The sequence below is a fragment of the Candidatus Velamenicoccus archaeovorus genome, from assembly GCF_004102945.1.
Lineage (GTDB): Bacteria > Omnitrophota > Gorgyraeia > Velamenicoccales > Velamenicoccaceae > Velamenicoccus > Velamenicoccus archaeovorus.
Window position 1 is genome coordinate 1,203,256 of record NZ_CP019384.1, and the last position, 26,982, is coordinate 1,230,237.

The following is a 26,982-nucleotide window of genomic DNA, read 5'->3' on the forward strand; positions in this document are numbered from 1 at the left end:
TCCGCCTCCCGCAGAAATCGGGATCCTGGATCACGAGAATGCCGGGGCACCTCACATGTTAAGACGCCAGCCCCAGACCGATACGCATCTGGTCGGTGTCCACCTTGATGATCTTGATCTTGATCTTATCGCCGATATTGACCTTCTCGAATTGGTCCTTCGGGATCTCATTGATATAAAGCAGCCCCTCAAAATCAGCATCGAAACGGACAAAAACGCCGAAGTTGTTCTTGGACGTCACCTCACCCTCGCGTTCCGTGCCGATGGGATAGGTTTCAGCGATCTTAGGCCAGGGGCTCTCCATCGCCTGCTTCAAGCCCAAGGATATCTTCTTGTTCTGGGCATCGACCGACAAGATGACGACGTCGACCTTCTGGCCTTTTTTGAGGATTTCCTGAGGATTCATGACGCGTCTCGTCCAGGACATGTCCGAGACGTGGATCATGCCGTCCAGATTACCGTCCAGCTCCACAAAGGCCCCGAAATCCGTGAAGCCGCTGATCTTGCCAGACACCTTCGATCCGACAGAAAATTTGTTCTCCGCCTCCAGCCAGGGATTGCCCTCGAGCTGTTTGATGCTCAAAGAGATCCTGCGGCTGTCCTTGTCGATAGTCAACACCTGGACTTCAACAGTATCGCCAACGGCAAACATCTCCTGCGTATTGATGTTCCTCTTCTGCCAGGAAATCTCGGAAACGTGGATCAGCCCCTCGATGCCCTTTTCCAGCTCGACAAACACGCCGTAAGGAACGATATTGACAACCTTGCCTTTCAATCTTGTGCCGACCGGGAACTTCTTGTCGACATCCGTCCAGGGATCGGCCATGCGCTGCTTGAGACCAAGGGACACCTTGGACGTCTCCTTGTTCATGTTCAGAATCACAACCTCGATCCTATCGCCGACGGCCAGCATCTCCGAAGGATGCGAAATGCGCGACCAACTCATGTCCGTGATATGCAACAGGCCGTCTACGCCGCCCAGATCGATGAAGGCGCCGAAGTCCGTGATATTTTTGACCAAGCCGTTGACGACGTCTCCGGACTTGTGGGTCTCCCAGAAACGCAGACGGTTGTCCTCTTTTTCCTTAGCCACGGCTTCCTTGCGCGAAACGATCAAGCTCTTGCGCAGGGAGTTGATCTTGATGATCTTGAATTTGAAAGAATGCCCGACAATATCCTTCTCGCTGACATTCCTGAACATGGCGAGGCTCGCAGGCAGGAATCCTTCCAGGCCGTAGACATCGACGATAAAGCCGCCCTTGACTTTCTTGCGCACAAAGCCGTCGACCAAGTCCCCTTCTTTGAATCCCTGGTTGATCTTGTCCCAGCCGTGAAGACGTCTGGCCTTGTCGCGGGAAAGGACGATCATGCCATTATCATCTTCTATCGAATCCACGTAGACTTCCACTTCCTGGCCAACAGCCAGGTCAGGCAGGCCCGTGAATTCTTCGCGCGCCACAGCCCCTTCGGACTTGTAACCCACGTCGATCAGGACATCTTTGACGCCGATCCTGACGATCTTGCCCTTGACGATCTCCCCTTCCTTGATCTCTTTGAAACTCTGTTCGTAGAGTTGCGTTAACGCTGCGTTCTTTTCTTCACTCACAAAAAATTCCCCCTTTACGGTGTATTAATAGCGCGCATATGGCCGCGTCTATTTGCATGTTGGAGCCCCGCGGCGATAAAGCTGCAGGGCGACACCCCTCCATAACATTCTGGATGAAGGATAAGATCCTGCGCTTCAAGGAAAGCGCAGACCTATCCTTTCTGGATAAGGTCCTGCGCTCTAAGGAAGGCGCAGACCTATCCTTTCTGGATAAGGCCTCGCGTCCAAAATACTTAGGCGCCAAGCGTAAACCCCACACCGTCCTGAACCGCGACAGGTTCAAGACTGGTACGCGGGTAGAGCATAATTATCCTTAAAAACAGGAATTTGTCAAGCTAAAATGTTCAGACGCCGGCATCAGCCGCCGCCTTGAGAGCACTGACCCGTTCCATCACCCGGCCGGCGAACGCCTCGTCTGACTCTCCCGACCCGGCGGACAGCGTCATCGACTCTCCGAACCAGACTGTGATCGGCGCCCTTCTGAGCCGCTTGTCCGTCTTAGACAAAGCAGCGTCTGTCCCCCGGACAAAAGCCGGCACGACCGGGACGCCGCTTTTGCGTGCAAGGAAACCGACGCCGGCGCGTCCGCGGCCGATCTTGCCGCCCACCGTACGCGTCCCTTCGGGAAACAGCAGCAACCCTTCCTGATGCCTTAAACGCCTCAGGGCTTCTTTCATGGCCCCCAGATCTGCGGCGTTGCGTTTCAGAGGAAAAGCACGCACACGCATCAGCAACCAGCCGAAAAAACGGGCCTTGAACAACGTATCCCTGGCCATGAAACTCAAAAATCTCGGGCAGGCGCAGCCGAAAACGATAGGATCGAGGTAGCTGACATGGTTGCAAGCCAAAAGAAAACCGCCGCGGCGGGGAATATTCTGTCTGCCGAAAACCTTGAAACGAAAGAACAATTTAAAGACAGAAAAAAATAAAAATCTGCCTATGGCATAAATCATGGGTCGGCACCTGCTCTTTCAAAAGGGAGAGACGCGTTTTCGAATGCCTTAAAGCGCCGGGGAGACGACCACGAGGGCCGGATCAGGCCGTATAACGAATCTTCTCTTTCACCATCTCGTTGCCCAACTTGATGAGGTCTCTGGCCCTGGCGTAACTCTTGGCTTCGGAATAAACGCGCATCTTCGGTTCGGTGCCGGAGGCCCGGAACATGAGCCAACTTTCATCCTCGCAAATCAGCTTCGTTCCGTCGTAATCCTTGACTTTAACGACCTTCTTTCCCAAAAGAGAATTCACACAGAGCGTCTTCATGTCCAAAGCATAATCTTTCGATTTCAATCTCATGTCACTGCGCAGATAGTAATAACGACCGTACTTTTTTTCCATCTCACGAAGGATCTGGGCTATTTTTTTCTTGCGATGGATCATCATCTCGACAAGCATGAGACCCGCCAATGTGCCGTCGCGCTCCGGGATATAGTTCTTCAGCCCCATGCCGCCGGCCTCCTCTCCGCCCACGAGGATATTTTTGGTTTCCATCAGGTTGGAAATATATTTGAACCCGACCGGCGTCTCATGAAGCTCGACCCCGAGGTCCCGGGCAATATGCTCGAGCATCGTCGTCCCGGCGATGGTCGTCACAATACCGCCGTCCCAGCCTTTATCCTCGCGCAGATGCAGGGCCAAAAGCCCCAGGATCTTCTGAGGAGGGATATACTCGCCCTTGGAATCTACGGCGGCGATACGGTCCGCGTCACCGTCAAGGATCAAACCGATATCGTGTTTGCCCTCTTTCATGCGGCGGATGATCTTCTGCACATTGTCTTCCACGGGCTCAGGCCCGCGGCCCTCAAACCACGGATTGACTTCATTGCGCATCAATTCCAACCGGATCGAAGTCCCTTTCAAGACGTCGGCGATATAGCTGTTGCCGCTGCCGTACATCGCATCCATCAAAACCCTGAATTTGGCTTTTTTAAACGCCTTTCTGTCGATATAAGAACGCAAAAAAGAAACGTATTCCTTGGAGATGTCGGCAACCTTGATCGAGCCGTCCGCAATGGCCGAGTCGATTTTTTTGACTTTGCTTTCCGCCTGCCCGATCAACGACTCGACGCGGCGCGTCACCGTCACATCAGCCGCCCCGCCCTGTGCGTTCTTGATCTTGTATCCGTTGAATTCCGGCGGGTTGTGGCTGGCCGTAATCATGATGCCGAGGTCGAGCTTTCTATTTTTGACCGCAAAACTCAACGCCGGGGTAGGGACGGCCCTGTCGGAAAGGATGGTCTCGATATCGTTGGCGGCAAAGACCTCCGCAACCGTCTGGGCGAATTTCGCCGAAAGAAAACGCGTGTCATAGCCGACGCAGACACGCACCTTGCCTTCCTGCTGTTTGGGAAAATCATCCTTGAGATAGCAGGCCGTCGCCTGCGCCACCTTGCGCAGATTCACAAACGTGAAATCGTCGGCAATCACGGCCCGCCAGCCGTCCGTTCCGAACTTGATCGCCTTGACCTGTTCCTGTGCCTCTTTATTCGTCATTCTTCAATCTCCTTATGGCGTCTTCCATGTTATGAGCTTTAAAAAGATACGTCCCGGCGGCCAGAAGATTTGCGCCGCTGCGCACCGCCTGGCGGGCCGTCTTGTCGTTAATGCCCCCATCCACCTCGATATCTCCGGCGAACATCCGTCTCAGATCAGAAATCTTCGGCAAAACAGCTGTGATGAACTCCTGACCTCCGAAACCTGGATTAACACTCATCACCAACACCCAATCCACCTTCTCCAAAAGACCCTTGATGTCCGCCAGCGGCGTCGAGGGATTCAGGGCGACCGCCGGACGGACATTGATCTTTTTGAGTTCCTGAATGATGAGATGGGCTTTTTTGAGACGTGCATGCCTTGTCTTACCCAGGGCCTCGATATGGAAACTGATGATGTCGGAACCGCTCCTGGCAAACGGGGCGATATAATCTTCAGGGGCCTCGATCATTAAATGCGAGTGGATCGGCAGGTCTGTCGTCTTGCGCAGGGCGGCGACGACGGCTGGACCGATGGTGATGTTGGGAACAAAATGGCCATCCATGACGTCCACGTGCAGAAAATCAGCGCCCGCTTCTTTAGCGCGCCTGGCCTCCTGGGCTAGATTCGCAAAATCCGCAGCCAATATGGACGGTCCAATCTTGATCTTCATTGGTAGAGCCCATGCCTTTCGATATATTTCACCACGCTGTTAGGCGTCAGATAACGGATCGAACGCCCTTCGCGCCTGAGCTTGCGGATCAAGGAAGAAGAAATATCCACCTGCGCGACGTTGATCTTGATAAAAGGCCGTCCGCTCAGACGCCTGCCGTATCCCGGCCGCCGGGCCAAGACAAAAGCAGCAAGCGCATAAATCTCATCGACGTTTTTCCAGCTCGGGATTTCCGAAACCAGGTCCGAACCGCAGATAAAAAAAAGCTTTGCGTGCGGATACCGTTCCTTGATCTGCCGCAGCGTGTCCACCGTATAGGACTTGCCTCTGCGCCGGATCTCAATGTCGGAAACGGAAAAAGCCTTGTTATTGCCTATAGCCAACCCGAGCATCTCAAAACGATATCTTGCCGGAATAACGTCGCTGTTGCTTTTGTGCGGCGGCATGAACGTAGGCACAAAAATCACCTTGTCGAGCCCCAACTGCCCTCTCACCTGTTCCGCGAGGATCAAGTGCCCGAAATGTACCGGATTAAAAGTGCCGCCCAGGATACCTATCTTCATCATTTTAATGACGAATGTCAAAATCCAAATGACAAATTAATACCAAAAAATTCAATACCCAGTTTTACCTTCCTTCGACATTGGGATTTAATTGGGCATTTGTCATTTGACATTTGGAATTATTCGCGGATCTGTCCCGTGCCTCGTATCTCGTATTTATAGGTCGTCAATTCCTCGAGGCCCATCGGTCCCCGGGCATGCAGACGGTCCGTCGAGATCCCAATCTCCGCCCCCAGGCCGAACTGGTAACCGTCCGTAAAACGGGTGGAGGCATTGACATAAACGCAGGCGGAATCCACATCCTTCAAAAAGAGCTCCGCATTCTGTTGGTCCTGCGTGACGATGGCATCGGAATGGGAAGAGCCGTAGCGGTTGATGTGATCGATAGCCTCCCGCACATCTTTGACCACTTTGACCGAAAGAATCAGATCGAGATATTCGGCATACCAATCCGCTTCCGTCGCCCGGCCAATGCCGCGGACGATCTGACGCGTTCGGCGGCACCCCCTGATCTCGACACCCGCCCGTTGGAGCGCCTCAGCCATCACGGGCAGAAAGCTCCCGGCGATATCCTGATGCACCAAAAGGGTCTCAACGGCATTGCAGACGGCCGGCCGCTGGACCTTGGCGTTCAAAACGATCTTTTGGGCCATGGCTGCATCGGCGCTCTTGTCCACAAAGATATGGCAAACGCCCTTGTAATGCTTGATCACCGGGATTTTTGATTTATCCCTGACCTCCCGGATAAGGGCTTCGCCGCCGCGAGGCATGACGAGATTGATCTGTTGGTCCATCTGCAAAAGCATATCCACGGCCCTGCGGTCAGTTGTCTTAACAAAATTAATCGCATCCGCCGGAATCCCCTCGCGCTCGACAACCTTCTGCAGGATCCCAAAAATGGCCGCATTCGACCCGATCGCATCGCTGCCGCCCTTCAAAATCACGGCGTTTCCGGATTTAAAACACAACCCGATGCAATCCGACGTGACGTTCGGCCGCGATTCGTAAATCACAAGAATAACGCCAATGGGAACGCGGACCTTGGAAATCAACAGGCCGTTCGGCCGGCTCCAGGTCTTGATCTCTGCCCCAACGGGATCCTCAAGTTTGGAAACCTCGCCCAAAGATTCCGCCATCTCGCAGACACGCTTCTCATTCAGCGTCAGACGCTCAAGAAAAGCCTTGGACAGACCTTTCTTGGCCGCGCGGGCAACGTCCTTTTTGTTGGCCTCAAGGATCGCCCCCATATGTTCCAGGAGCGCCGATCCCATCGCGCATAAGACTTCGTTCTTTTTCTTGGTACTCAAAGACGCAAGGACTCTCGAAGCCTCTCTGGCACGAAATGCCATTCTGGCCAGGTTCCTTTCAAGCGCCGGACTCTTTGTTTTTTTTGTTCTTCTCATCGCTAATCCAAGATAGCAAGATCGTCCCTGTGGACAACCTCTTTTTTTGCCTTTTTTTGTTTGACCTCGTTCAATTCCGAAGAAGAAAAATTGACCTTCCCCCTGGCGAAGCATAACCCTTTAATGTCACAGATATCGACCACATGACCAGCCCGGAAATCGCCTTCGACACCCTTGACGCCCGGCGCCAAAAGACTGCGTCCGCCGGTTATCAAAGCCGTCTTAGCACCGTCATCAACAACGATCCTGCCTTTGACTTCAGCTTCGAAGCCGATCCAGTGCTTTTTGCTGCCGATGCATGCGCCAACGGAAAAAAGCGTACCGTCATGCCCTTGCGATGATGAAAAAGCGATCTTTAGAAAACTCTTGAGACCATTGGCTAAAAGTACGGGAACGCCGGCATTTGTCGCGATGCGCGCCGCAGCGATCTTAGTCGACATACCGCCGACGCATCCGATCTTATCGGTGCCGCAGGCCAGACGCTCGATATCGGGCGTGATCGCCGCGACCTCGGTCAAAAGGTCCTTGCCCGTCCCGCTCTTGGCATCAAAACTCCCGAATAATCCGTCGATATCCGAAAGGATCAGAAGCCCGTCGGCCTCCACAGCGGCCGCGACCCTGGCTGAGAGCGTATCATTATCGCCGAATTTGATCTCTTCTGTCGAGATCGCATCGTTCTCATTGATGACCGGAATCACCCCATGATGCAAAAGGGTATTGATCGTGCTGCGGGCATTTAGATAACGCTGCCGATCATGGAAATCTTCACGGGTGACCAGGATCTGTGCGCACTTCAGGCCGTGCTTTGCGAATTCGGAAGCGTAAGCCTGCATGAGGATATTCTGTCCGGCGGCAGCAGCAGCCTGGAGCTCGGCCAGCACGGTCGGGCGTTTCTTAAACCCCAAAACCGCCAGGCCGCTCGCCACAGCCCCTGACGTCACAAGGATCACCTTGCGGCCGTCACCATAGCATCCGGCGATCAGGCGGACAAGCCGTTCCAGGTTCTCGGGAACGATCGCCGTCTGCCCGCCCGTCAGAAGGCTGGCGCCGATCTTAATGACGATCTTTTGAGAGGTGTTTGCTGATTTCTTCAAGGAGCTCCTTTAAGCCCTCACCCTGCAGGGCGGAGACAGCCATGATCTTCTTGCGGCAACGGGTCCGAAAGGCCTTCAGATGCACCGGGGCCGCTTCAAGGTCCATCTTATTGGCGACGATGATCTGTTTCTTGTCTGCGAGTTCCCCGAAAAACGCTTCCAACTCTTCATTGATAATGCGAAAATCATCCCAAGGGTCGCGGCCGTCCACGCCCGCCATGTCGATCAGGTGGACAAGGATTTTTGTCCTCTCCACATGCTTCAAAAACTTATCGCCTAGCCCCTTGCCCTTGTGAGCCCCTTCGATCAAGCCCGGGATGTCCGCCACGATAACGTCATCATCACGATCTTCAAACTTCACCACACCCAGCGTCGGGGCTTTGGTGGTAAAAGGATAGCTCGCAATCTTGGGAGTAGCGTTCGAAATCTTCGATATCAACGTCGATTTGCCGGCGTTAGGGAAACCAACGATGCCCACATCGGCGATCAATTTCAGGTCAAAGCCGATGTTTTTTTCTTCGCCTGACTCCCCGGTCTCGGCATCATGCCGGCGGCTATTGCCCCGGCCTCCGCGCCCTCCGCGGGCGACGACAACCTCGATGCCGTCGTGGTCCAGATCGCGGATCATGCAATCCGTATCCAGGTCCGTCACGACGGTCCCCACCGGGACACGGATCAGGCAATCATCGCCCCTGGCGCCGGCCTTATCATTGCTGGAACCGTGTTTGCCGTTCTGGGCCTTGAAATGCCTCTGGTACTGAAAATCCAAAAGCGTGTAAATGCCCTTGTCGGCCTTCAAAACCACGCCGCCGCCGTCGCCGCCGTCGCCGCCGTTGGGCTTGCCATGTTCAACCCTTGTATCCCGGAAATAACTCTGGCAGCCGTTTCCGCCGTCGCCGGCCTTGACATGGATCTTGGCTGTGTCGATAAACATCTGCTCAAACAGATAACGGAGAACAGAACACAGAGGACAAAAAATCCTGTCTGCCCCTGCCCTCCGCTCCCTGTCTCCTGTCCTCTGTGTAATATTTACGCTGCCGCGATTTCTTTGATGCGAATCTGCGTTAAGTCCTGCCGATGACCGTGCAGGCGGCGCGAGCTCTTGCGGCGCCTGTACTTGAAAGAAATAAGCTTGGGCCCGCGGATGCCGCCCAAAACGTCAGCCGTCACCTTGGCCCCCTTGAGATACGGTTGCCCGACGGCCACCTTCTCGCCGTCGCAGATCAAAAGCACCTCATGGAATGTCACATCCTTCTTGTTATCGATGCACTCGACCGCCAACACATCGCCAGCGCTCACCTTATACTGCTTGCCGCCTGTTTGTATCACTGCGTACATAACCCACCCCTTTTAAGTAGTCAGTAGTTAGTAGATAGTAGTCAGTAAAATACTGACAGTTTGACAGAAGTTCAATATCTCCAAGAGCTTTTGTTGTAAAAAAGGGTCCCAAAGCAAGCTCTGAAAGAGGAGTAATATAACACACCCAGGGCGGATTCGTCAATATTTTACTTAGAAGAACGGACGGCCGCCAATATTATCCCGCACCAGAGAACCCCGAACTCCCTGCCTTGCCGGCAGGCAGGTGCGAAGGATCAACGTTGATTAGCGTTTCTAGCTGATCACGACCTTTTCAATATGAAAATCTGTGTTGGCTTTGACGTCAGCCCTCACTCCAAAACGGCGGCAGAGACTGCGCAAGGCCTGGAAATTCTCGTTATTGAGGCTCACTGCAACATCCGGATGGACCTCAATCGTGGCCTTTCTGGCCTTGCTCTTCAAAATATACGTCTTGAGTTCCCTCAAGGCTGTCAGGGCGATGGAAAAGGCGGATTTGACCTTCCCTTTCCCCTGGCAATAAGGACAATCCTTATAAGAGATGCTCTCCAGCGTCCGGTGGGTGCGCTCGCGCGTCATCTGGATCAGCCCGAGCTTGGAAATCCCAAGGACGTCGGTCTTGGCGCGGTCGCTGGACAAGGCGGACTTGAAGACATTGATCAGTTCGCGCCGGTGCTTCTCTTCCATCATGTCGATGAAATCGATGACGATGATGCCGCCGACATCGCGCAGCCTCAATTGCCGGGCGATCTCCCGGGCGGACTCGCAATTCACGGAAAACGCCATCTGTTCCTGCGAAATATTCTTCTTGCGGAATTTCCCGGAGTTGACGTCGATAACGGTCAGGCCCTCCGTCGGCTCGATGACGATATAGGCGCCGCTCCTGAGGAAAACCTTGATGGCATACAGTTTTTCAATCTCGCCCTCGATCCCCTTCTTTTCAAAAAGAGGCGTATTCTCCCTGTAGAATTTGACGGCATTGCTCAACCGCGCCATATACGACCTGACAAAACGCAAAACCCTCCTGAACTCATCCTTGGAATCCACCCAGATGGAATCGATCTCTTCGTTGAAATAATCGCGCAGCATCCGCAGGGCCAGGTCATAATCCTCGTAGATCAAAAACGGGGCGTTACGCTTGTGGCCGGCCTTGTCGATGCGGTCCCAGAGACGCAGGAGCAATTGGAAATCGCGCTGGACTTCTTTCTCCGTAGCTCCCCAAGCGACCGTCCGCATAATAACACCCATGTGCTCCGGGACCTTCAGCGCGCCCAAGATCGCACGCAGGCGATGCCTTTCGGCGTCATCTGATATCTTTTTGGAAATGCCGAAATGACGCTCAAAAGGCATGAGCACAAGATACCGCCCCGGCAAGCTGATGTGCGTCGTCAGCCGCGGCCCCTTAGTCCCAAAAGGCTCCTTGGTCACCTGGACAAGCAATTCCTGGCCTTCCTTGAGCTGGACGTGTTCCGGCCGCCTGCCGCCGCCATTGGCGCCCTCTTTGAGGTCGATGTCTTCCGTCTCCATGGCCATGGCCAGCGTATCGTTCAAATACAAAAAACCGTTCTTCTCCATGCCGACATTGACAAACGCCGCCCCGACGGATGGAACAATCGTCTCCACGCGCCCTTTGTAGATATTCCCCAAGATCGTGCGGTCCTGCGCGCGCTCCACGAAATAATTCTCCAGTTTCCCGTCTTCGAGGATGGCTACGCGCCTTTCCTGATGTTCAAAATTAATAAGTATTTCTTTCTTTTTCACCTGATGCCTCCTAACAGTTCTGTATGGCCCCCTTTAGAGAACATTGTTCTCTTACGGGATAAATGTAAGCCGCTGGATGACGATACCGGCCGGCAGTTCCTTCTGCCAGCTCTTGCGGATGTCGTTTTCGTTGCGGCGTTCTTTAAGAACAATCTCTCCTGTCTCGCAATCTGCCTCCACGCCCAACTTGACGGCGCGAAAAAGTTTGATCTTCATGCGCGGGTGAAACCCTTCCGTCAGGACCACGGGAAGCTCCGCCCTCCGGGCTGCGCGGCCCAAAAGCCGCAGAAGATCCAAGTGCGAGATATAAATGCTCGGCCCGCCCTTGGCAAAATCGAAACGATACGTATATTTCACCTGCCCCATATGCCTGCCGTGCGTTCCTCAAGTTCTTCGGGCCCCGCAAAGACAAAACCCCGCACGCCTCCTGTCCATCTGCGGGGTCTCCCTCTTTTAATCGGATCCTTGATGAAAAACCGGCGGACTACTTCTGGTTGACTTGTTTAAACCCCAAACTCCGTTCCAACGTCGCCAGTTCATCACCCGTCAATTCCCTGTCGTCAACGATATGGGCTGTGATAAAAATCAAAAGCTCGATCTTCTGCGTGTCGACAGTCGTTCTTTCAAAAAGTTTTCCGACAAAAGGGATCTTCCTCAAGAAAGGAACCCCCTGCACACTCTCTTCTTTTTGGTCCTTGATCAAACCGCCGATGACAACCGTCTCGCCCGATTTCATCAACAGCTGGGTCTGCGCTTCACGGGTCGTGATACGAGGATATCTGTTCTCGATCAGCGTCCCTTCGTCCGTGACCGCCGGATGGACGATCATGTTGATATAATCCCGGTCTTTACCCGAAACCTGGGGGATCACGTTGAGCTGGATCCCGATGTCCTTATAGGACTCCAGCGACACATCGACCGTCGTGGATGTGTCCGAACTCTTGGTCGTCGCGACGATGGGGAACTGTTCGCCCACGAGGATCGTCGCTTCCTGGTTATCAAGAGTAAGGATGCTGGGGGCCGACAGGATATTGGCCGCCACATTCTCCTCCAGCGCATGGATCGTGACCTCAAACTCCGAACCGCTGAGTTTTTGGAACACGAAATTCATGCCGGTATTGGCCGTCGTGATGGCTGTCGCCTGAGGAGCAAAGGCCGCCGGCGTGACACCGACACCGCCGAACGAATGGCCGCCGGCTTTAAGGCTCTGGGTGATGGAATCGGTCGTCACCGTCGTGCTGGAAGAAGACCCTGCGCCGCCCGTCGCAAAATCAACACCGATGTCCCTGAGTTTATCGAGACTCACCTCGACGATACGCGTCTCGATCAGAACCAGCTTGGGCTTGACATCGATGGACTTCAAAACCTCCTTGATGCGCTCCAGGACCGGGGGAATGTCTGAAATGATCAACGTTTTTGAACGGCTGGTCGTAGAGACTGCCCGGCTCCTCTTTTCAGAAAATGCGCCGCCGAAACCCCAGCCTGCCTGCCCCGTGATCTCCAGGTTTGTGATCTTGCCCCGCGGCGACAATTGCGGCTCGATAGCCTTCTGCGCGTCAATGGCATCGATATACTGCAGGACAACAACCTCTGTCGCAACCGGCTGGACCTGCGCCAGGTCCTGCTCCATCTTGCGCTGGGCCGTCAGCTTCTCCAAAGGGGCCACCATGATGATATTTTCCTGCTTATCATACGCATACCCGTAGGTCTTCAAGATGACATCCAGGGCCTTTTCCCATGGGACATCGGTGATGCGCACATTCACCGTCCCCGTCACCTCGGGGCTCGCAACGATATTCACCCCGCTCTTGTACGAAATGACCTTCAAGACATCGCGGATATTGGCTTCTTTAAAATCCAGCGTGATCAGGTCGGTCTTGACCTGTTCTTCCTCCGGGGGTGCCGCGATCATCTCGATCGACGGGGCCGCCGCGGCGGACACAGCCCCCTGAATCGCAGCCTCCTGGTTGCCGGTCGTCTCCTCGTTCATCGCCCCCGGCTCCTGCGCAACACCGATGGCGCCGATCGCAAAAACAAAAAGAACGCCCAGAAGCATCCGGCAAAATCTCGGCCCTCTCATTTATTCCTCCCTTCTCAATTCAATCTCGATCTTCTGGTTGTCCTTGATCACGACAATCTTGGCCGGCTCTATCTTGCTGACAACGGCACCATTAATGCTCTCTCCCACCTTCAGGAGCTCTCCGTTAATGATAGCCATCGAATTACCGCTGGGGTCATACATGATGCCCTCCAGCCGGATCGTCGCATTCTCCTCTTCTTCCAGATTGATAAGGTACCCTGCCGGCGACACCAAGGGGACAAAAGGATCGCGCTTGCCCTCGGGCGTGTAGATATATTTCTGCTCCTGCGCCGCAAGATGGCATTCAGACACCGCCAAAGCAACCACGGCAAGAACCCCCGCCACCCCGTAGAACAAACGCCAATGTTTCATATTTTAACCCTTATTCACGACAACTTCAATAACCATTGTGATCACGTGGTGCATGTAATCCCGGTCATCCGTCCGGATCTCCAGGGAACTGATGTCAAAAAAATTCGCCGCATTTTCCAAGAAAGCGATAAAACGGCCAAGCTGATGGAAGCCGGCCGTGGCCGAGATGGCGATTTTCTCACGGAAGATCTTCGTTTCGCCTTTACCAGCGACAGAAACCACAACGGTATTCGTCAAGCTCTGCACCTCGGGGATAGGCTTGATCCTCGTCAGCTTCACGCTGCTGACGTCGGCATACTTGGACACCGTTTCCAAAAGCGCCGGGACATTCTCTTCCGGAGGAATCTGTTTTTCAAGCGCGGCTTCTTCCGACTTCAAGGTCTCCAACCGCGTCTTATATGTCCCCCCGAACTTCACGTCAAGCACATCGTTCTTGTATTCATTCCTCAGCGTCCGCGCCTCGGAAAAAAGCCGCACCACCTGCGACAATTGGCCGCGCAGCAGAAAAGCTGCATCGAGAAGAAACACGCAAGCGGCGATCGCCATGATCGCCCTGGGATTGTGTTTCAGGTTCCTGAAGAACGCAAACAACTCTTCATTCGAAGGCGTTTTCATTTCTCTCCGACTCCGCCCTCTCCAGGGCAAGAACCTTTCACTTCTTCATCTCTCCGTTCAGGACATAATCAACGACATCATAGGTCTTGATGGACCGCCTCTGCACAGAACCCAGCTCCAGCCTGGGGAATGCCGTGGAGAATGTCTTATTGCTTTTAAGATTCTGAAGAAATCTTCCAATGATCGTCATTTCGTTCTGGGTCAGGGAGATAACCGTTCCCTGAATGATAAGACTATGGCCCGAAAGAGAGAAGCGGTCGATCCACAACCCCCTGGGAACAGCATCGCTCAACCCGGACAGAAGTTCCGTGAAACTGACCCGGCGGGACAAAACACCCTTGAGTGTATTGGTCCGCGTTTCCAGCTCTTTGATCTCCGACTTCGTCTTGGCCGCTTCCTTGGCCGAAACGGCGATCTTATTGATGCTGCCATGGAGAGCAATCACCTGTATTTTCTTCATCGCGGCGACGCCGAAAAGCAAAAGATGAAGAAGGACAAGACCCGTCACTCCTAAAAGCAAGTACACCTTATAGGGGACGACCGCCTTGTTTTCCGTCTTGCGCAACTGTCTGGGAAGAAGATTGATCGTGATCATGCCGCATCCCTCAACGCCAATCCCAGAGAGACCGCCAAAAGGTCGCTGTCCGCCGCGAACGCCTGGCGGTCGATGCCTTCGCCCAGCGCGAGACGATCTGCATAGTCGAGGAATTTGACCTCCACGGCCAAGGCACGCTCCATATATTCCCTGATGCCGGCAAGACGGCTTGCGCCCCCCGTGATCAGAACCAGATCCGCGGCCTTGCCGCCCCGCGATTCGAAATAATCAAGAGAGACGCGGATCTCGGACGTCAAGTTGCTCAAGACAGGCTCCCAGATGGAAAAGAGTTCATTTTCGCGGCCTTGCGGAGTGCATTTTAATTTTTCGGCTTCAGGGATATCAAGGCTGAGCGTCTCTGCGGTCTTTTTGGTGAAATCATCCCCGCCGACAAAGATATCTCGGCTCAGGAACGGCTGGCCGTCGACAAGAATGTCCATATTGCAGCACGTCTTCCCCATGTTGATGACCGCGCAACAGGCGTCGTTTTTCACATTCCCGATGATCTCCGTGTAAAAATTTGCCAGGGCCAGGGAATCCAGTTCCATCGCCTTGACCTTCAGGCCAAGCTCCTGGGCCAGGGTGAATTTTTTCTGGATGAGCTCATTTTTAGCGGCCGCTATCAGGATGTTCATCTTGGCCTTCCCCTTCATCTCGCCCAAAAGCATATAATCCGTGGCGACATCGGCCAGGGGAAACGGGACGTATTTCTCTATCTCAAATTTCATCGAAGATTCGAGCTCCGTCTTGTTCATGGAAGGTAATTCGATGTAACGCGAAACGGCTCCCTGTCCGCTGACAGAAAACACACAGACCCCATTTTGAATAGTGCGATCCCTCGCCAATGCCCGGCTCAGGGCATCCCGATAATTCTTGTTCTCTACCTTTTCGACAACATAAGCCGAAAGCACGGGAGGCTGTTTCGACACATCCAGGCGGCAGATCTTAACGGCATTCGTACCAACATCAACCCCCCAGGTACCGCTCTCAACCTTAGCCGCAAGCATCTTCTGGCTCAGCAACCCCTTCGCGGCCATCGGGAAACCGTTAAGCTGCTTCTTCAACTGTTGCAAATCCATCTTCATATATTCCTTCTTTTCGGAACGAGGTATGGACGCTTCGGCAACCTTTCGGCAGTGGCAAAATCTAGTCTAGCCGCCATATAAAATATTAATAAATCTATATTAATGGCATTACTGTAAAAGTCAACGGAATTTACTCACTTTTCAGGCCCGAAGGGCCGGCAGGAGAGAAGATTCCGAGGAAAGGGCGGTGCAGACTTATGCCTGCATAAACAGGCATAAGCAGGCATAAAAAAAAGCGGCTGCGCGAAGCAGCCGCTTTTTTCTTCCTGAACAGATTACTCGATCGGTGTGCCGGCAGTGGTATTGCCAACTCTCACAACACCCGACTGATCGACAAAGAACGACCTGACACCCGTCACGTTCTCCGTCTGGGGCGTAGCAACGATGCCATATGTATTGCCGCCGCCGCTCAACGTGAACGTATAACCAGACTTATTGCCGCCCGCCAAAACAGAATCTATGTAGGGCGGATTGGAGGCGTTCAGGTTTGTCAAAGCCGTCGGATAGGCCGGTGGAGACTGGGCCGCCCTGTATGATTCCATGGCGGTGCTCAATGTCCTCATCGCCGCAATTGCCGTCGCCTCGTTGGCGCTTAATCTGGCCCTCAAGAGGTTCGGGATTGCGATCGCAGCCAAAAGGACGATGATGGCCACAACGATCATGATTTCAACAAGCGTGAAACCTTTTCTGGAGCGCATATTTCTTTCCTCCTTTCTCGGCATGGATTGACTCTACGCTCAACTCTAAAAGATGATACAACTAGACCTTACTGTTTTCGAAAGCGTAAAGCCTGCCAACAAGTTACAACAATTTTATCTCACCCCCTTCCTCATTGTCAATAAATATTTATAATAATGTCTTGCGACAACAGGGCATAAAAAAACCTATTCCCTTCTTCCAAGAAGTCCTTGGGAATAGGTGCACATGCGCCTTGCTTCGACAGCTGGACCCTCCTTAGCATGGATGCGGAGGTCCGCCCTTCCTGGGCTGGACCCTCCTTAGCATGGATGCGGAGGTCCGCCCCTCTTGGGCTGGCTGCCATCGTTTATAAAATACGATTAGGCCCTGTAGCTTTGTGCCCCACTCTTTCGAGCCCTTCCTGTAAAGAAGAGGTTCCGCGCCCTGGGCGCGGAATGGTTTACTCGTTTGGCCGGTTTCTATTATAAGTATAACATTGCTTCGGCGGGATTCAAGAGAACGCCTGTCAGGCAGGACGCACCGGGGAAGCGGAGGCGCGCCCGACAACCCATGCCCCAAAATCCAAGCCAGAATGCAGGATAGGGCTATCTGATAAGCTCGGTGATCTTAAAGATGGGCATGAAGAGCGCTATAACGATGCCGCCGATAACGATCCCCAGAAAACCGATAACCACAGGCTCGATCATGGAGGTCAAACCTGAAACCGCCGCATCGACCTGCTCATCATAAAAATCGGCGATCTTGGTCAACATCTTCTCCAACTGCCCCGTCTGTTCACCGACGGAAATCATGCGCACGACCATGGGCGGGAAAACCCCGCTTTTGGACAAGGGGTCGGCGATGGGCTCGCCTTCCTTGATGGATGTCCGCGCATTCATGACCGCCTCTTCGACGACAAGATTGCCGGCGGTCTTTCCGACGATCTCCAGCGCATTGAGGATGGGGACACCGCTCCGGACCAAGGTCGAGAGCGTCCGCGAGAACTTGGCAACGACAACCTTTCGCAAGAGGGGTCCGAACAGCGGCATGCGCAACAGACTGCTGTCCAGTTGATAGCGCCCTCTGGGCGTATCGATGTATTTTTTAAAAACGAAACCGAAAACGACAAATCCGACGACAACGAAAGGGAAAAAATGACGCAGCGTATCGGAGATCAAGATCAAGACCTGCGTGGGCAGAGGCAGGGTGCCGCCGAGGGACGCAAAAATACCCTTGAACGTCGGGACCACCTTGACCAAAAGAACGATCGTGATCAATACCGCCATGGAAATGACGACGATGGGATAGACGAGCGAAGACTTTACCTTCCTCTGGAGGGCGCTTGATTTTTCCAGATAACCGGCCAACCGATCAAGGATCTCGTCGAGCAAGCCGGAGGCCTCCCCGGCCTTCACCATGTTGACATAGAGATTCGAAAAAATCTTGGGGTGCTTATTCAGCGCCTCGTGAAGACTGGAACCGCTCTCGATATCTTCCTTGATCTTGAGCGTCACATCCGAAAGGGTTTTGCTTTCAGCCTGCTCGCTCAAAATACTGAGCGCCTGGACAAGGGTGATGCCGCTTTCAACCATGGTCGCCAATTGACGAGAAAAAATAACCAGATCGTCGAGCTTAACCGCCTTCTCGACCATCTTTCTGACCCTCTCTTCCTTGACGGAAATAACGACCAGGTTTCTCTTGTGCAGCGTGGCAATGGCGTCCTGTTCGCCCGCGGCCTCAAGGATCCCCGTCAATCTTATTCCCTGACTGTCTTTTGCGACATAGCTGTAGAGCGCCATGCCCTTCTCCTCATAAGACGCAACCGTCTCTTACACGAATGTATCGACGACTTTCAAAAATGCCTCGACGACTTTGGGATCGAACTGCGAACCGCTGTTCTTCTTGATCTCCTCGACAGCCTCTGACTTCATCAAGCCCACCTTGCGATACGGCCGGGCCGACACCATCGCGTCGTAGCTGTCGGCGACGGTCATGATGCGTGCGCCCAGCGGGATCTCTTCGCCTTTAAGCCCGTCGGGATAGCCCTTGCCGTCCCAACGCTCATGATGGTGTTTGACGATCGTGATGACGCTTTCCAGGAATTTTAGCGGCTCCAGGATCTGGGCGCCTTTCTCGGCGTGCTGCTTGATCTGGTTGAATTCATCATCCGTGAGGGCCGAAGGTTTGCTGAGCACATTATCGTGGACGCCGATCTTGCCCAGATCGTGCAACTGACATGCGTCCCTGATATCATTGATATAGGAGGGGTCCACGTTCATCTGCCGCGCAATCGCTTCCGCATAACGCGTCACGTTGTCCGAATGCGAAAAGGTGTAATGATCGCGCGCATCGATCGCGTGCGCCAACGCCTTGATCGTGCGCATATATGTCTCTTTGAGATCCTCATAGAGACGCGTCAAATTCTTCGTGCTCTCTTCGATGCGGCGCGCCAAAAGAAGATTCTGTTTCTGCAGCGCTATATTGCGCTCTTCGATCCCCTTGAGGGCGCGGCTGTTGTTAACGACGAATTTCCTGATCTCAAATGCCTGCTTGGCCTTGAAGTAAACCTCCTCGGACCTGAGCGGCTTGTAAAGATAATCGGTAGCGCCCAATGCCAGAGACTCCTGGACAAGATTGGCCGTCTCGGTATAGCCCATGATGATGATAACCATGGCTTCATCCCTGTGGTGAAATTCACGCACGAGATAGCGGACATCGAGGTCTTTAAGGCCGAGATCGATAAAAACGGCACCCGGCGTGTCTTGCTCATAAAACTGCAGGCCTACGCGCGCCGTCAGCGCCACCGTCACCTGATAACCCCGCGTCGTCAGCGCCGTTTTGATCAAGGCGCAGCTTGCTTCATCACTATCGATCACCAAAACCTTCTGTTCGCTCATTCGGACACCTTTGGTGGAATCTCCCGGGGTTCGCTCCCGAGGCAGCACCGCATTCCTCCCCGGTTTTTCCCGCTCCATTATCTTTTGTCCGGCGGGATCCCGCAAGGCAAGAAAAGCCGGGGATTCCTGCCGAGGGATTGAATCCTATTATACAAGGCTTAACGGCCTTGCCTACAAAAATCAGAAAGTTTTATTCCTCTGTCGTCGCGCGCAGGGCCTCTTCGATGGTCGTGATTCCCCGTGCCACCAACAACATGGCGTCATCCCTCAAGGTCCTCATCCCCTTTTCTTTCATGGCAAACTCTTTGATGTGGCCGCTGGAAGCCCTTTGGATGATCAACCCGCGGACCGCATCGTCAATCATCAGCACCTCGTGGATCCCGATACGCTCGAAGTAGCCGGAGTTATTACAAACATGACACCCCTTGCCTTTAAAAAACGTCGGTTTCTCTCCGGCGCCGAGCACCCGCTCCAATCCGAGTTTCTTCCATGTCTCCCTGGGGATATCGATGGGCTCCTTGCAATGCTGGCAGATACGCCGGCAGAGGCGCTTGGCCGACGTCACAATGAGGCTGGAAGCGACCAGGAACGGCTCAATACCCATATCGATGAGACGCGTGATGGCTCCGACGGCGTCGTTAGTGTGGAGCGTCGACAAAACCACCTGCCCTGTCAATGATGCCTTGATCGCGATATCGGCGGTCTCGGAATCCCTGATCTCGCCGACCATGACGACGTCCGGGCTCTGTCTCAAGACCGACCTTAAACCGGAGGCAAAAGTCAGGCCGATCTCGGGTCTCACGGCAATCTGCGTGATGCCTTCCACCTGGTATTCCACAGGATCCTCGATCGTCACGATGTTGGACTCCGGTTTATTCAGCTTGTTAAGGATGGAATACAGCGTCGTCGACTTCCCGCAACCCGTCGGACCGGTGATCAAGATCATGCCGTAAGGTTTGATGATCGCCTCCTCGAACAGCCGGCGCGGCTCCTCCGTCATGCCCAGGGAGTCAAATCCGACGGAGAGCTTGGACTTATCAAGTGTGCGCAAGACGAACTTCTGTCCGAAGGTTGTTGGGAGCGCCGAGACGCGGAAATCGATCTCCCGATCCTTCAGCTTGACCTTGAACCGCCCATCCTGCGGCAGGCGGGCCTCTGTGATATCGAGACCGGAGATGATCTTCAGACGCGCCAAAACCGCGTTCTGGTTTTTCTTCGGCAGCCGGAAGACATCAAAAAGATGGCCATCGATGCGGTAACGTATCCTCAGGTCGTGCTCCATGGGCTCCACATGGATATCGGAGGCGCGTTTTTTCAAGGCCTCTGTCAACATCAAATCGACGATCTTGACGATCGGGGCCTTCTCGCTCTCCTCAACAACAACCCCCAGCTCAATCGTCCCATCGGTCTTGACGACCTCGACCTCTCCTCCCACCTCTTCTGCGGCGGCGGCCATCTCCTCGCTGCCCGTCGTCCCCTTAAAGAACCTGTCGAGGGCTTTGATGATGTCTTTCTCGCTGGCAAGGACGATGTCGACATCATGGCCGGTGATCGCCTTAAGGTCGTCAATCGCAAAAACATTCAAGGGATCGCTCATCGCGACACTCAGGACATTGCCGATCTTGGACAAGGGGATCGCCTTATATTGCCGTGCCACTTTTTCCGGGAGCATTTCGACAACCTGGGCATCGATTTTGTATTTCGCCAACTCGAGATAAGGGATGAAAAGCTCCTTGGCAAGCGCGGCGATCAGGTCTTTTTCTTTTACGAAACCCTGCTTGACCAAAATATCCTTCAGGTTTTCCCCTGTCTTGGCCTGGATCTGCTCCGCCTTCTCCAAATCCTGAGGAGTCAACAATTTCGCCTGCAGAAGGGCATCCATGAGTCTTTTTTTAAGAGTTGCCATAGAAAAATTAATTAAAAATTAACAATGAAAAATGAAGAATTAAAAATCCTCAAAGAAGCAAATCTGTTTCTCATTCACCGACCGCCAAAAGGCCGATGGCTGACACTCAAACGCCCCGCCCTCGTGCTTGTTTCCATTGTTCATTCTCAATTTTTCATTTTTCATTCTTCTCAATCGGTTCATCCGGTGCCGTGACGCGCAGGACTTCCTCCAGGGATGTCGCGCCTTCCAGGACCTTTTTAATGCCGTTCTCCCGCAGCGTCTTCATACCTTCTCTGCGGGCGGCCGCTTTGATTTCATACTCTTGCGCCCTCTGGATGATCAGATCTTTGATCTTCGGCGTCAGCACCAAGGCTTCGCCGATAACCAGACGGCCTGCATAACCGATACCGAAACATCTTTTGCACCCTCTCCCGCGAAACACGGTAATGCCCTTCTTGGCCGCAGAGATCCCCAAAGATGCCGCCGCTTCCGGCGTCAATTCATAACCTTCTTTACAGGAGTCGCACACCTTGCGGACCAGGCGCTGGTTGATCAGACAGATAACAGAAGAAGTGATCAGAAAAGGTTCGACGCCCATATTGACAAGCCGGACAATGGTGCCTGCGGCAGTCGTCGTATGGAGCGTGCTTAAAACCAGATGGCCGGTCAAGGCGCTTTTGATGGCGATGTCCACGGTCTCGAAATCACGGATCTCGCCGACCATGATCGTATCCGGGTCCTGCCTGAGGATCGAACGCAGACAGCCGGCGAAGGTCAGGCCGATCTCGGGACGCACGCTTACCTGGTTAATGCCTTCCAGCTGATACTCCACAGGGTCTTCGACGGTCACGATGTTGTCTTCCGGCGTATCGACGTATTTCAAAACAGAATAAAGCGTTGTCGTCTTCCCGGACCCCGTCGGGCCGCAGACGAGAATCATGCCGTGAGGCCGGTCGGCGCCCGACTTGATGGTGGCCAGCGTCTCGGCGTCGAATCCCAGACGATCCAAATCAAGGGTCGCCATGCTCTTGTCCAAAATGCGCAGCGCCACCTTCTCGCCGAAAAAAGATGGAAGGATCGAGACGCGGAAATCGATAAAACGGTCCTGTATCTTGACTTTGAAGCGGCCGTCCTGCGGCAGGCGGTGTTCGGCAATGTCCAATTCCGACATGACCTTGATGCGCGAAACGATCGGGGCATGAAACTTCAAGGGCGGGCCTTCGATCTCGCGCAGCATCCCGTCCACCCGCACCCGCACGCGCATAGAATGCTCCCAGGGCTCGATCAAGATATCGCTGGCATTCATCTCGATGCCTTTTTCCAAAAGCAGGTTCGTGATCTTAATGACCGGCGCTTCTTTTGTCAAACGCACGAGTTCCTGGGTGTCGGGGCCGCCTTCGTGCGCGGCCCGGACCACCTCGATATCCATATCGGAAATATCCTTGATGATCTCATCCAAGACCTGGGTCGCCGGCTCTTCATAATACTTTTCGATGGCCATCAGGATCTCTTTCTGCTCGGCGATAATGGGATTGATCTCAAAACCCGTCAAGGCCTTGACATCATCAATGGCGAACACATTCAAGGGGTCGGCCATGGCCACGGTCAGCGCATGCCCCATTTTGCCGACGGGGACGATCAGGTAATGCTTGGCCATATCTTTGGGGATAAGTTTGATGATTTCGGGGTCGATCTTAAAACGCGCCAGGGAAATGGGCGGGAATCCGAGACCTTCGCTGAGCGCCACAAGAAGGTCTTTTTCGCTGATGAGATTCAATTTCACCAGACAATCGCTCAGCCGGCCGCCATGCTCCTTCTGGACCTGCAGGGCCAGCTTAAGGTCGTCTTCGGATATCAGCTTGTTCTTAATGAGAATGTCCTGCAGGCGTTCTCTTAGGGAACTCATTGGTCTTTCCTGTGGAAGGAGATTAGGACGAAGCCTCGGCGTGGAACCGTGAAACTCAGGACCGGTCTCTTGAAAGAAATCATCTCTGCAAAGGCCTACCTTTTGGCGTAACTCCTCTCAATGGCCTTCTTGATGTCAGTCGTGGTGCTGACGAACGCCTGAACCACACACTGAGTGATCATTTCCACGTCTTCAATGGCCTGCGTATTGAGAGGATTCGACATGGCAACAGTAAGATTGTTGGCGATTTTGTCGATCGGGATAAGACAATACTGGCGCGCGACCTGCTCGGGAATGACGCGCGCAACCTCCGCATCAATATCGTAATTGGCCAGGGGCAGATAAGGGAATCCGTATTGCGCCGTCAAGACCTGGGCGATATCTTCTTCTCTCGAAAAACCAAGCTGGACGAGGATCTCACCGACAAGTCCGCCGTTGACGCGCTGATATTCCAGCGCTTTCTGCAGCTGCTCGGCAGTAATGATCTTCCTCTCTATGAGAAGCTCACCCAGCTGTTTCGTTGTGACTCTCTTAAAAGATGACATTCTCTCCTCTGCTCGGAACCCCTGCTTTCAGCAAAAAACAGGGAAAATCCGCCGGAAGGGTTACAGCGCGATCTCCGCCCCTGCCAGTCCCATCGCCTTGTGCAACAACTCGACGGAATCGGCACCGTCGATAGGGTTCTCGACAATGCTGAGACTGAATTGTATTTTCCTTTTGACGTCGGCATTCTGGAACGTCGCCCGAAGCTTATCCTTGAACTGTTCGGCCACGTGTTCCGCCTGCCGTTTGTTCTTTTGGGGCAGGACGACGCCGAACACGCCATCCTCCAGCCGCCCCGCGCGGTCGATCTCCCGGATCGAAGACTTCAACAATACCGCAATCCTCGCCTGGACATCATCCGCTGCCGCGTCGCCATAAGCCCGGCGGTAATCCGGCATATTATTCACCACGACAGCCACAAAAGAACACGGCTCCTGCAGGGAGATGGCACGCAGGATCTCTTCTTCGAATCTGACCGTGATATAACGCTTATTAAAAAGCCCTGTCAGGGCATCCTTCACCTCCAGGTCCCGGACCTTGTGCGTCAGGTAGTCATTCTCGACGGCGATCGACAACTGCTTGGCAAAGATACCCATCAGCTCGATGTCATCGTTGGAAAACTTGAATTTATCCATCAAGTTGCCGATCGCGATGATCCCATGGGGCTTGCCCTGCATCAAGACCGGATACACCAGGAGGTTGCGTGCCCCGAGGATTTTCATGAACTCTTCACTGATACCGCCCTGGGTCGTATCGTCCACCTTCAAGAACGGCTTGGAGGCCGCCAAAAGATGAAACAACAAGCCGCTGCTGGAAGCCGTCATCAGACAACTGATCGTCTCCTCCCCAAGACCGTACTGTGCCGAAACTTCAAAACTCTCGTCTTTCTTAAAAATCAGGATCGCCAAAGCCGAATCCGCCATCTGGGCAAGCTTGGAAATCGTGACCTCATAGACGTCTTTGAGGTGAGCATTCTTGGTGATCAGGTTGCTGATCTGCAACAGGCCGTTCAAGGCGATCACCTGGCGGTTGATCTGGAGATTGATATCCTTGGTGCGCTCACCGTAGATCTTGAGCTCATCCATGTTGCTTTTGATGCGCTGCGTCAGCTGATTCAAAGAATGGCTCAATTCGCCGATTTCGTCCTCGCGGGCAATGTTGATCTGGTGGCTGAGTTCGCCGGACGCGATGACCTTGACTTCAGAGTTAATCTCTATGATAGGATCAACGATGCGCTTGACAACGATAAAACCCAAAAGAGACATGATCACAACAGAAAAAATGATGACGAGAAGGTAATTTTTCGGCAGAAGGCTGGGAAAAACAAAATTCAGAAGCGCAAGGATGGGAATGATGGACATGAGGCAAAATGCGATGATGAGCTGCGGCCTGAGGGACCTGGATGCGATCGACAATTTTTTAGATAAATTGGCCATGGCCTCTCTCCATTTTAACCAACGAGATCCTGTCTTCTTGCTGTAAATATTTATGTAATATAAGGTAACATAATTGGCACGGCGCGTCAACGTTTTCCTGCGCCGGACAACTTAAAATGAGGGCTTGCGGCCGGGCCTCAGGGAACCAAGGAGGCGGGCGGGGTTTGCTTGCGTGAGGAGGGAACGCCTGTTTCGATAAAAGCCCATGGAGAAGCAAGAAATTCTTCCTTGCCTGCCGTCAAAAAAGCCGTATCGATATTATTTGCGGCCAGGGCCTCTTTCCAGATGGCCGGATTGAAATGATCGCTCCAGGCGTCGAACCTGGCTCCGGCGGCATGGGCGGCGGCAATGGCCCGGCCGCATTCACGGCCCCCTTGCGCCAAAACCGCTTCAAGCCAACTCATGTGCGGGTCGTAAAACTTCAACTGGATCAATCCCCTCTTGTGCCCCAGGGCCTTCTTTAAAAACTCCTGCCTGGCGGACAGGTCCTCGATGCTGCACATAGCCGCCCTCTCGAACGGCGTGTGAGGTTTTGGCACAAAATTCGATATGGTCACGTTGAGGCGCGCCGGATGGCCGTCCACTTCTTTTTTCAAAGCCGAGATGGCCAGGCAGAAAGAGACGATGGCGCGCAAGTCCTCTTCTGTCTCCGTCGGAAGGCCGATCATGAAATACAGCTTGAGCGTCCTGTAGCCTGCGCGGAAGGCCTGGCGGGCCGCATCAAAGATATCCTCAGGCCCGACCTTTTTCCCAAGGACATCCCTCAACCTCTGGCTGCCGGCCTCAGGAGCGAACGTCAGGGTCGTCTTGCGCATCGTCGCAAAAACATGGGACAGCTCTCCGACGAGACTGGAGGCGCGCAGAGACGGCAAAGAGATGCTGACGCCTTTATCCCTGAATCCGGCGACAAGCGCTTCGACGATCTCTTTTAACTGCGGATGGTCCGAACTCGACAAAGACAGAAGGGATATTTCTTCATAACCGGTCATGCGGTAAAGGCGGCGCGCCAGCGCGAGGACTTTCTCTTTACGGACAACGCGCAGCGGATAAAACGAAGCGTAGGCCTGGCAAAACCGGCATCCGTGTGGACATCCCCGCATGATCTCGATGCCGATGCGGTCGTGCACGATCTCGATGGCAGGAACGATCCAATAAGAAAAATCCGTGGAGCGCTCGAGGTCGCGCACGAATCGTTTGACGATCGTCCGGGGCGCCCTCTTGTCGACGGCTGGTTCCAATGCGCCGTCCTTGGCGACCCCCCGGTACAAGGCAGGAACATAGACGCCTTTAAGGCGCGAGAGCGCCAAGAGCATCCTCGCTTTGTCAAAGCGACGCTTCTTGCAGACGCGATAAATCTTGAGGATTTCAACAATGGCCTCCTCGGCCTCGCCGATGACAAAAAGGTCGACAAAATCCGCCAGAGGCTCCGGATTCAGACAGCACACTCCGCCGGCAATCACCAGAGGCCAGCCGCCATCGCGCTGGCGCGACTCCAGAGGGATGCCGCTCAAAGCCAGAATATTCAGCACATTGGCATAGCTCAACTCATACTGGAGCGAAAATCCCAAAATATCGAATGCCTTGAGCGGCATCCGGGACTCCAGGCCGAAGAGCGGGATCTCGAGCGCTTTAAGCTTCTCCTCCATGTCCGCCCAGGGAGAAAACACCCTGTCGGCAATGCACCATGATTGTTTATTGACGACATCATAGAGGATCCTCATGCCCAAGTGGCTCATGCCGATCTCATAGATGTCAGGGAAGGCCAGACAGACGCGGACATCGGCCTTTGAAAAGTCCTTCTGCGCGCAGCCGACTTCCCCGCCGATATATCGGGCAGGCTTCATGACGGACAATAACAGCTCTTTATCGAGTTGAACGGGTTGAGTCATACGGATTTCACTAAAAAGTCAGTCCTTACCGGTTGTCGGTTAAAGGATGAACGAGTTGACGGACACAAGATTACCTTCCAGGTTTGAGCGA

At 53.7% G+C, this 26,982-nt stretch carries 25 protein-coding genes; 1 reads left to right on the forward strand and 24 read right to left on the reverse strand.

Going from position 1 to position 26,982, the window contains the following annotated elements:
* Positions 1–58: 58 nt before the first annotated feature.
* The gene (locus BU251_RS05425; RefSeq protein WP_128699965.1) at positions 59–1,606 is read right to left on the reverse strand and encodes a 30S ribosomal protein S1; all 1,548 of its coding nucleotides are present in this window, start codon (positions 1,604–1,606) and stop codon (positions 59–61) included.
* A gap of 113 nt (positions 1,607–1,719) precedes the next feature.
* On the opposite strand from BU251_RS05425, the gene BU251_RS05430 reads away from it, so the two are divergent.
* Positions 1,720–1,923, forward strand: a complete 204-nt coding sequence (locus BU251_RS05430) for a hypothetical protein (RefSeq protein WP_128699967.1) — start codon at positions 1,720–1,722, stop codon at positions 1,921–1,923.
* 27 nt (positions 1,924–1,950) lie between these two features.
* Here BU251_RS05430 and BU251_RS05435 read toward each other — a convergent pair whose 3' ends face one another.
* The 23 genes from BU251_RS05435 to BU251_RS05545 all read right to left on the reverse strand — a co-directional run bounded on the left by BU251_RS05435 (position 1,951) and on the right by BU251_RS05545 (position 26,891).
* Positions 1,951–2,559 (reverse strand): lysophospholipid acyltransferase family protein, encoded by a 609-nt coding sequence (locus BU251_RS05435; protein WP_128699969.1) that lies wholly within the window; start codon positions 2,557–2,559, stop codon positions 1,951–1,953.
* An 82-nt stretch (positions 2,560–2,641) separates the two neighbouring features.
* On the reverse strand, positions 2,642–4,099 hold the full coding sequence (locus BU251_RS05440; RefSeq protein WP_128699971.1) for a phosphoglucomutase/phosphomannomutase family protein: 1,458 nt from the start codon (positions 4,097–4,099) through the stop codon (positions 2,642–2,644).
* Entirely contained in the window at positions 4,089–4,751 is a 663-nt protein-coding gene (rpe, locus tag BU251_RS05445) for a ribulose-phosphate 3-epimerase (protein ID WP_128699973.1), read from the reverse strand. The genes BU251_RS05440 and rpe overlap by 11 nt, the downstream gene beginning before the upstream one ends.
* Positions 4,748–5,317: a nicotinate-nucleotide adenylyltransferase gene (nadD, locus tag BU251_RS05450; protein WP_128699975.1), complete on the reverse strand. Its 570-nt coding sequence runs from the start codon at positions 5,315–5,317 to the stop codon at positions 4,748–4,750. Before nadD ends, rpe begins: the two co-directional genes overlap by 4 nt.
* 116 nt (positions 5,318–5,433) lie before the next feature.
* A complete protein-coding gene (locus BU251_RS05455) occupies positions 5,434–6,717 on the reverse strand; it encodes a glutamate-5-semialdehyde dehydrogenase (protein ID WP_128699977.1) in 1,284 nt (427 codons plus the stop codon).
* A gap of 2 nt (positions 6,718–6,719) precedes the next feature.
* Entirely contained in the window at positions 6,720–7,811 is a 1,092-nt protein-coding gene (gene proB / locus BU251_RS05460) for a glutamate 5-kinase (protein ID WP_128699979.1), read from the reverse strand.
* Positions 7,771–8,745 (reverse strand): GTPase ObgE, encoded by a 975-nt coding sequence (gene obgE / locus BU251_RS05465; protein ID WP_128699981.1) that lies wholly within the window; start codon positions 8,743–8,745, stop codon positions 7,771–7,773. Before obgE ends, proB begins: the two co-directional genes overlap by 41 nt.
* 95 nt (positions 8,746–8,840) lie before the next feature.
* Positions 8,841–9,149: a 50S ribosomal protein L21 gene (gene rplU / locus BU251_RS05470; RefSeq protein ID WP_128699983.1), complete on the reverse strand. Its 309-nt coding sequence runs from the start codon at positions 9,147–9,149 to the stop codon at positions 8,841–8,843.
* A 273-nt stretch (positions 9,150–9,422) separates the two neighbouring features.
* Positions 9,423–10,907: an Rne/Rng family ribonuclease gene (locus BU251_RS05475; protein WP_128699985.1), complete on the reverse strand. Its 1,485-nt coding sequence runs from the start codon at positions 10,905–10,907 to the stop codon at positions 9,423–9,425.
* 51 nt (positions 10,908–10,958) lie between these two features.
* Positions 10,959–11,273 carry a TIGR03936 family radical SAM-associated protein gene (locus tag BU251_RS05480; RefSeq protein ID WP_128699987.1) on the reverse strand — a complete coding sequence of 105 codons (315 nt, stop codon included), beginning with the start codon at positions 11,271–11,273 and terminating at the stop codon, positions 10,959–10,961.
* A 118-nt stretch (positions 11,274–11,391) separates the two neighbouring features.
* Positions 11,392–12,987 carry a type IV pilus secretin PilQ gene (gene pilQ / locus BU251_RS05485; RefSeq protein WP_128699989.1) on the reverse strand — a complete coding sequence of 532 codons (1,596 nt, stop codon included), beginning with the start codon at positions 12,985–12,987 and terminating at the stop codon, positions 11,392–11,394.
* A complete protein-coding gene (locus BU251_RS05490; protein ID WP_128699991.1) occupies positions 12,988–13,359 on the reverse strand; it encodes a hypothetical protein in 372 nt (123 codons plus the stop codon). It abuts the gene before it with no gap.
* Between the two features lie 3 nt (positions 13,360–13,362).
* On the reverse strand, positions 13,363–13,974 hold the full coding sequence (pilO, locus tag BU251_RS05495) for a type 4a pilus biogenesis protein PilO (protein WP_128699993.1): 612 nt from the start codon (positions 13,972–13,974) through the stop codon (positions 13,363–13,365).
* Positions 13,975–14,011: 37 nt separating this feature from the next.
* Positions 14,012–14,569, reverse strand: a complete 558-nt coding sequence (locus BU251_RS05500) for a PilN domain-containing protein (RefSeq protein WP_128699995.1) — start codon at positions 14,567–14,569, stop codon at positions 14,012–14,014.
* Positions 14,566–15,654, reverse strand: coding sequence for a type IV pilus assembly protein PilM (pilM, locus tag BU251_RS05505; RefSeq protein ID WP_128699996.1), 1,089 nt, complete (start codon positions 15,652–15,654; stop codon positions 14,566–14,568). The genes BU251_RS05500 and pilM overlap by 4 nt, the downstream gene beginning before the upstream one ends.
* Before the next feature lie 275 nt (positions 15,655–15,929).
* Positions 15,930–16,352, reverse strand: coding sequence for a type IV pilin protein (locus BU251_RS05510; RefSeq protein ID WP_128699998.1), 423 nt, complete (start codon positions 16,350–16,352; stop codon positions 15,930–15,932).
* Positions 16,353–16,937: 585 nt separating this feature from the next.
* Entirely contained in the window at positions 16,938–18,131 is a 1,194-nt protein-coding gene (locus tag BU251_RS05515; protein ID WP_128700000.1) for a type II secretion system F family protein, read from the reverse strand.
* Positions 18,132–18,161: 30 nt separating this feature from the next.
* A complete protein-coding gene (locus BU251_RS05520) occupies positions 18,162–19,229 on the reverse strand; it encodes an HD domain-containing phosphohydrolase (protein ID WP_164908880.1) in 1,068 nt (355 codons plus the stop codon).
* A gap of 190 nt (positions 19,230–19,419) precedes the next feature.
* Positions 19,420–21,111, reverse strand: coding sequence for a GspE/PulE family protein (locus BU251_RS05525; RefSeq protein ID WP_164908881.1), 1,692 nt, complete (start codon positions 21,109–21,111; stop codon positions 19,420–19,422).
* Positions 21,112–21,289: 178 nt separating this feature from the next.
* Positions 21,290–23,023 (reverse strand): GspE/PulE family protein, encoded by a 1,734-nt coding sequence (locus BU251_RS05530; RefSeq protein ID WP_128700006.1) that lies wholly within the window; start codon positions 23,021–23,023, stop codon positions 21,290–21,292.
* 95 nt (positions 23,024–23,118) lie between these two features.
* Complete coding sequence (locus tag BU251_RS05535) at positions 23,119–23,568, reverse strand: GspE/PulE/PilB domain-containing protein (RefSeq protein ID WP_128700008.1); 450 nt, start codon at positions 23,566–23,568, stop codon at positions 23,119–23,121.
* Between the two features lie 60 nt (positions 23,569–23,628).
* Positions 23,629–25,002 carry a sensor domain-containing diguanylate cyclase gene (locus tag BU251_RS05540; protein ID WP_128700010.1) on the reverse strand — a complete coding sequence of 458 codons (1,374 nt, stop codon included), beginning with the start codon at positions 25,000–25,002 and terminating at the stop codon, positions 23,629–23,631.
* A 137-nt stretch (positions 25,003–25,139) separates the two neighbouring features.
* On the reverse strand, positions 25,140–26,891 hold the full coding sequence (locus BU251_RS05545) for a TIGR03960 family B12-binding radical SAM protein (RefSeq protein WP_128700012.1): 1,752 nt from the start codon (positions 26,889–26,891) through the stop codon (positions 25,140–25,142).
* Between the last annotated feature and the right edge of the window lie 91 nt (positions 26,892–26,982).

Bases quoted from the DNA above. Each gene is read 5' to 3' on its own strand.
- nadD (WP_128699975.1), bottom strand. From the start codon at position 5,317: ATGATGAAGATAGGTATCCTGGGCGGCACTTTTAATCCGGTACATTTC.
- BU251_RS05480 (WP_128699987.1), bottom strand. From the start codon at position 11,273: ATGGGGCAGGTGAAATATACGTATCGTTTCGATTTTGCCAAGGGCGGG.
- pilO (WP_128699993.1), bottom strand. From the start codon at position 13,974: ATGAAAACGCCTTCGAATGAAGAGTTGTTTGCGTTCTTCAGGAACCTG.
- rplU (WP_128699983.1), bottom strand. From the start codon at position 9,149: ATGTACGCAGTGATACAAACAGGCGGCAAGCAGTATAAGGTGAGCGCT.
- BU251_RS05435 (WP_128699969.1), bottom strand. From the start codon at position 2,559: ATGATTTATGCCATAGGCAGATTTTTATTTTTTTCTGTCTTTAAATTG.
- BU251_RS05515 (WP_128700000.1), bottom strand. From the start codon at position 18,131: ATGGCGCTCTACAGCTATGTCGCAAAAGACAGTCAGGGAATAAGATTG.
- BU251_RS05455 (WP_128699977.1), bottom strand. From the start codon at position 6,717: ATGAGAAGAACAAAAAAAACAAAGAGTCCGGCGCTTGAAAGGAACCTG.
- BU251_RS05510 (WP_128699998.1), bottom strand. From the start codon at position 16,352: ATGCGCTCCAGAAAAGGTTTCACGCTTGTTGAAATCATGATCGTTGTG.
- obgE (WP_128699981.1), bottom strand. From the start codon at position 8,745: ATGTTTATCGACACAGCCAAGATCCATGTCAAGGCCGGCGACGGCGGA.
- BU251_RS05490 (WP_128699991.1), bottom strand. From the start codon at position 13,359: ATGAAACATTGGCGTTTGTTCTACGGGGTGGCGGGGGTTCTTGCCGTG.
- pilQ (WP_128699989.1), bottom strand. From the start codon at position 12,987: ATGAGAGGGCCGAGATTTTGCCGGATGCTTCTGGGCGTTCTTTTTGTT.
- BU251_RS05440 (WP_128699971.1), bottom strand. From the start codon at position 4,099: ATGACGAATAAAGAGGCACAGGAACAGGTCAAGGCGATCAAGTTCGGA.
- BU251_RS05520 (WP_164908880.1), bottom strand. From the start codon at position 19,229: ATGAGCGAACAGAAGGTTTTGGTGATCGATAGTGATGAAGCAAGCTGC.
- BU251_RS05430 (WP_128699967.1), top strand. From the start codon at position 1,720: ATGAAGGATAAGATCCTGCGCTTCAAGGAAAGCGCAGACCTATCCTTT.
- BU251_RS05545 (WP_128700012.1), bottom strand. From the start codon at position 26,891: ATGACTCAACCCGTTCAACTCGATAAAGAGCTGTTATTGTCCGTCATG.
- rpe (WP_128699973.1), bottom strand. From the start codon at position 4,751: ATGAAGATCAAGATTGGACCGTCCATATTGGCTGCGGATTTTGCGAAT.
- BU251_RS05535 (WP_128700008.1), bottom strand. From the start codon at position 23,568: ATGTCATCTTTTAAGAGAGTCACAACGAAACAGCTGGGTGAGCTTCTC.
- BU251_RS05500 (WP_128699995.1), bottom strand. From the start codon at position 14,569: ATGATCACGATCAATCTTCTTCCCAGACAGTTGCGCAAGACGGAAAAC.
- BU251_RS05540 (WP_128700010.1), bottom strand. From the start codon at position 25,002: ATGGCCAATTTATCTAAAAAATTGTCGATCGCATCCAGGTCCCTCAGG.
- BU251_RS05525 (WP_164908881.1), bottom strand. From the start codon at position 21,111: ATGGATGCCCTTCTGCAGGCGAAATTGTTGACTCCTCAGGATTTGGAG.
- BU251_RS05530 (WP_128700006.1), bottom strand. From the start codon at position 23,023: ATGAGTTCCCTAAGAGAACGCCTGCAGGACATTCTCATTAAGAACAAG.
- pilM (WP_128699996.1), bottom strand. From the start codon at position 15,654: ATGAAGATGGATTTGCAACAGTTGAAGAAGCAGCTTAACGGTTTCCCG.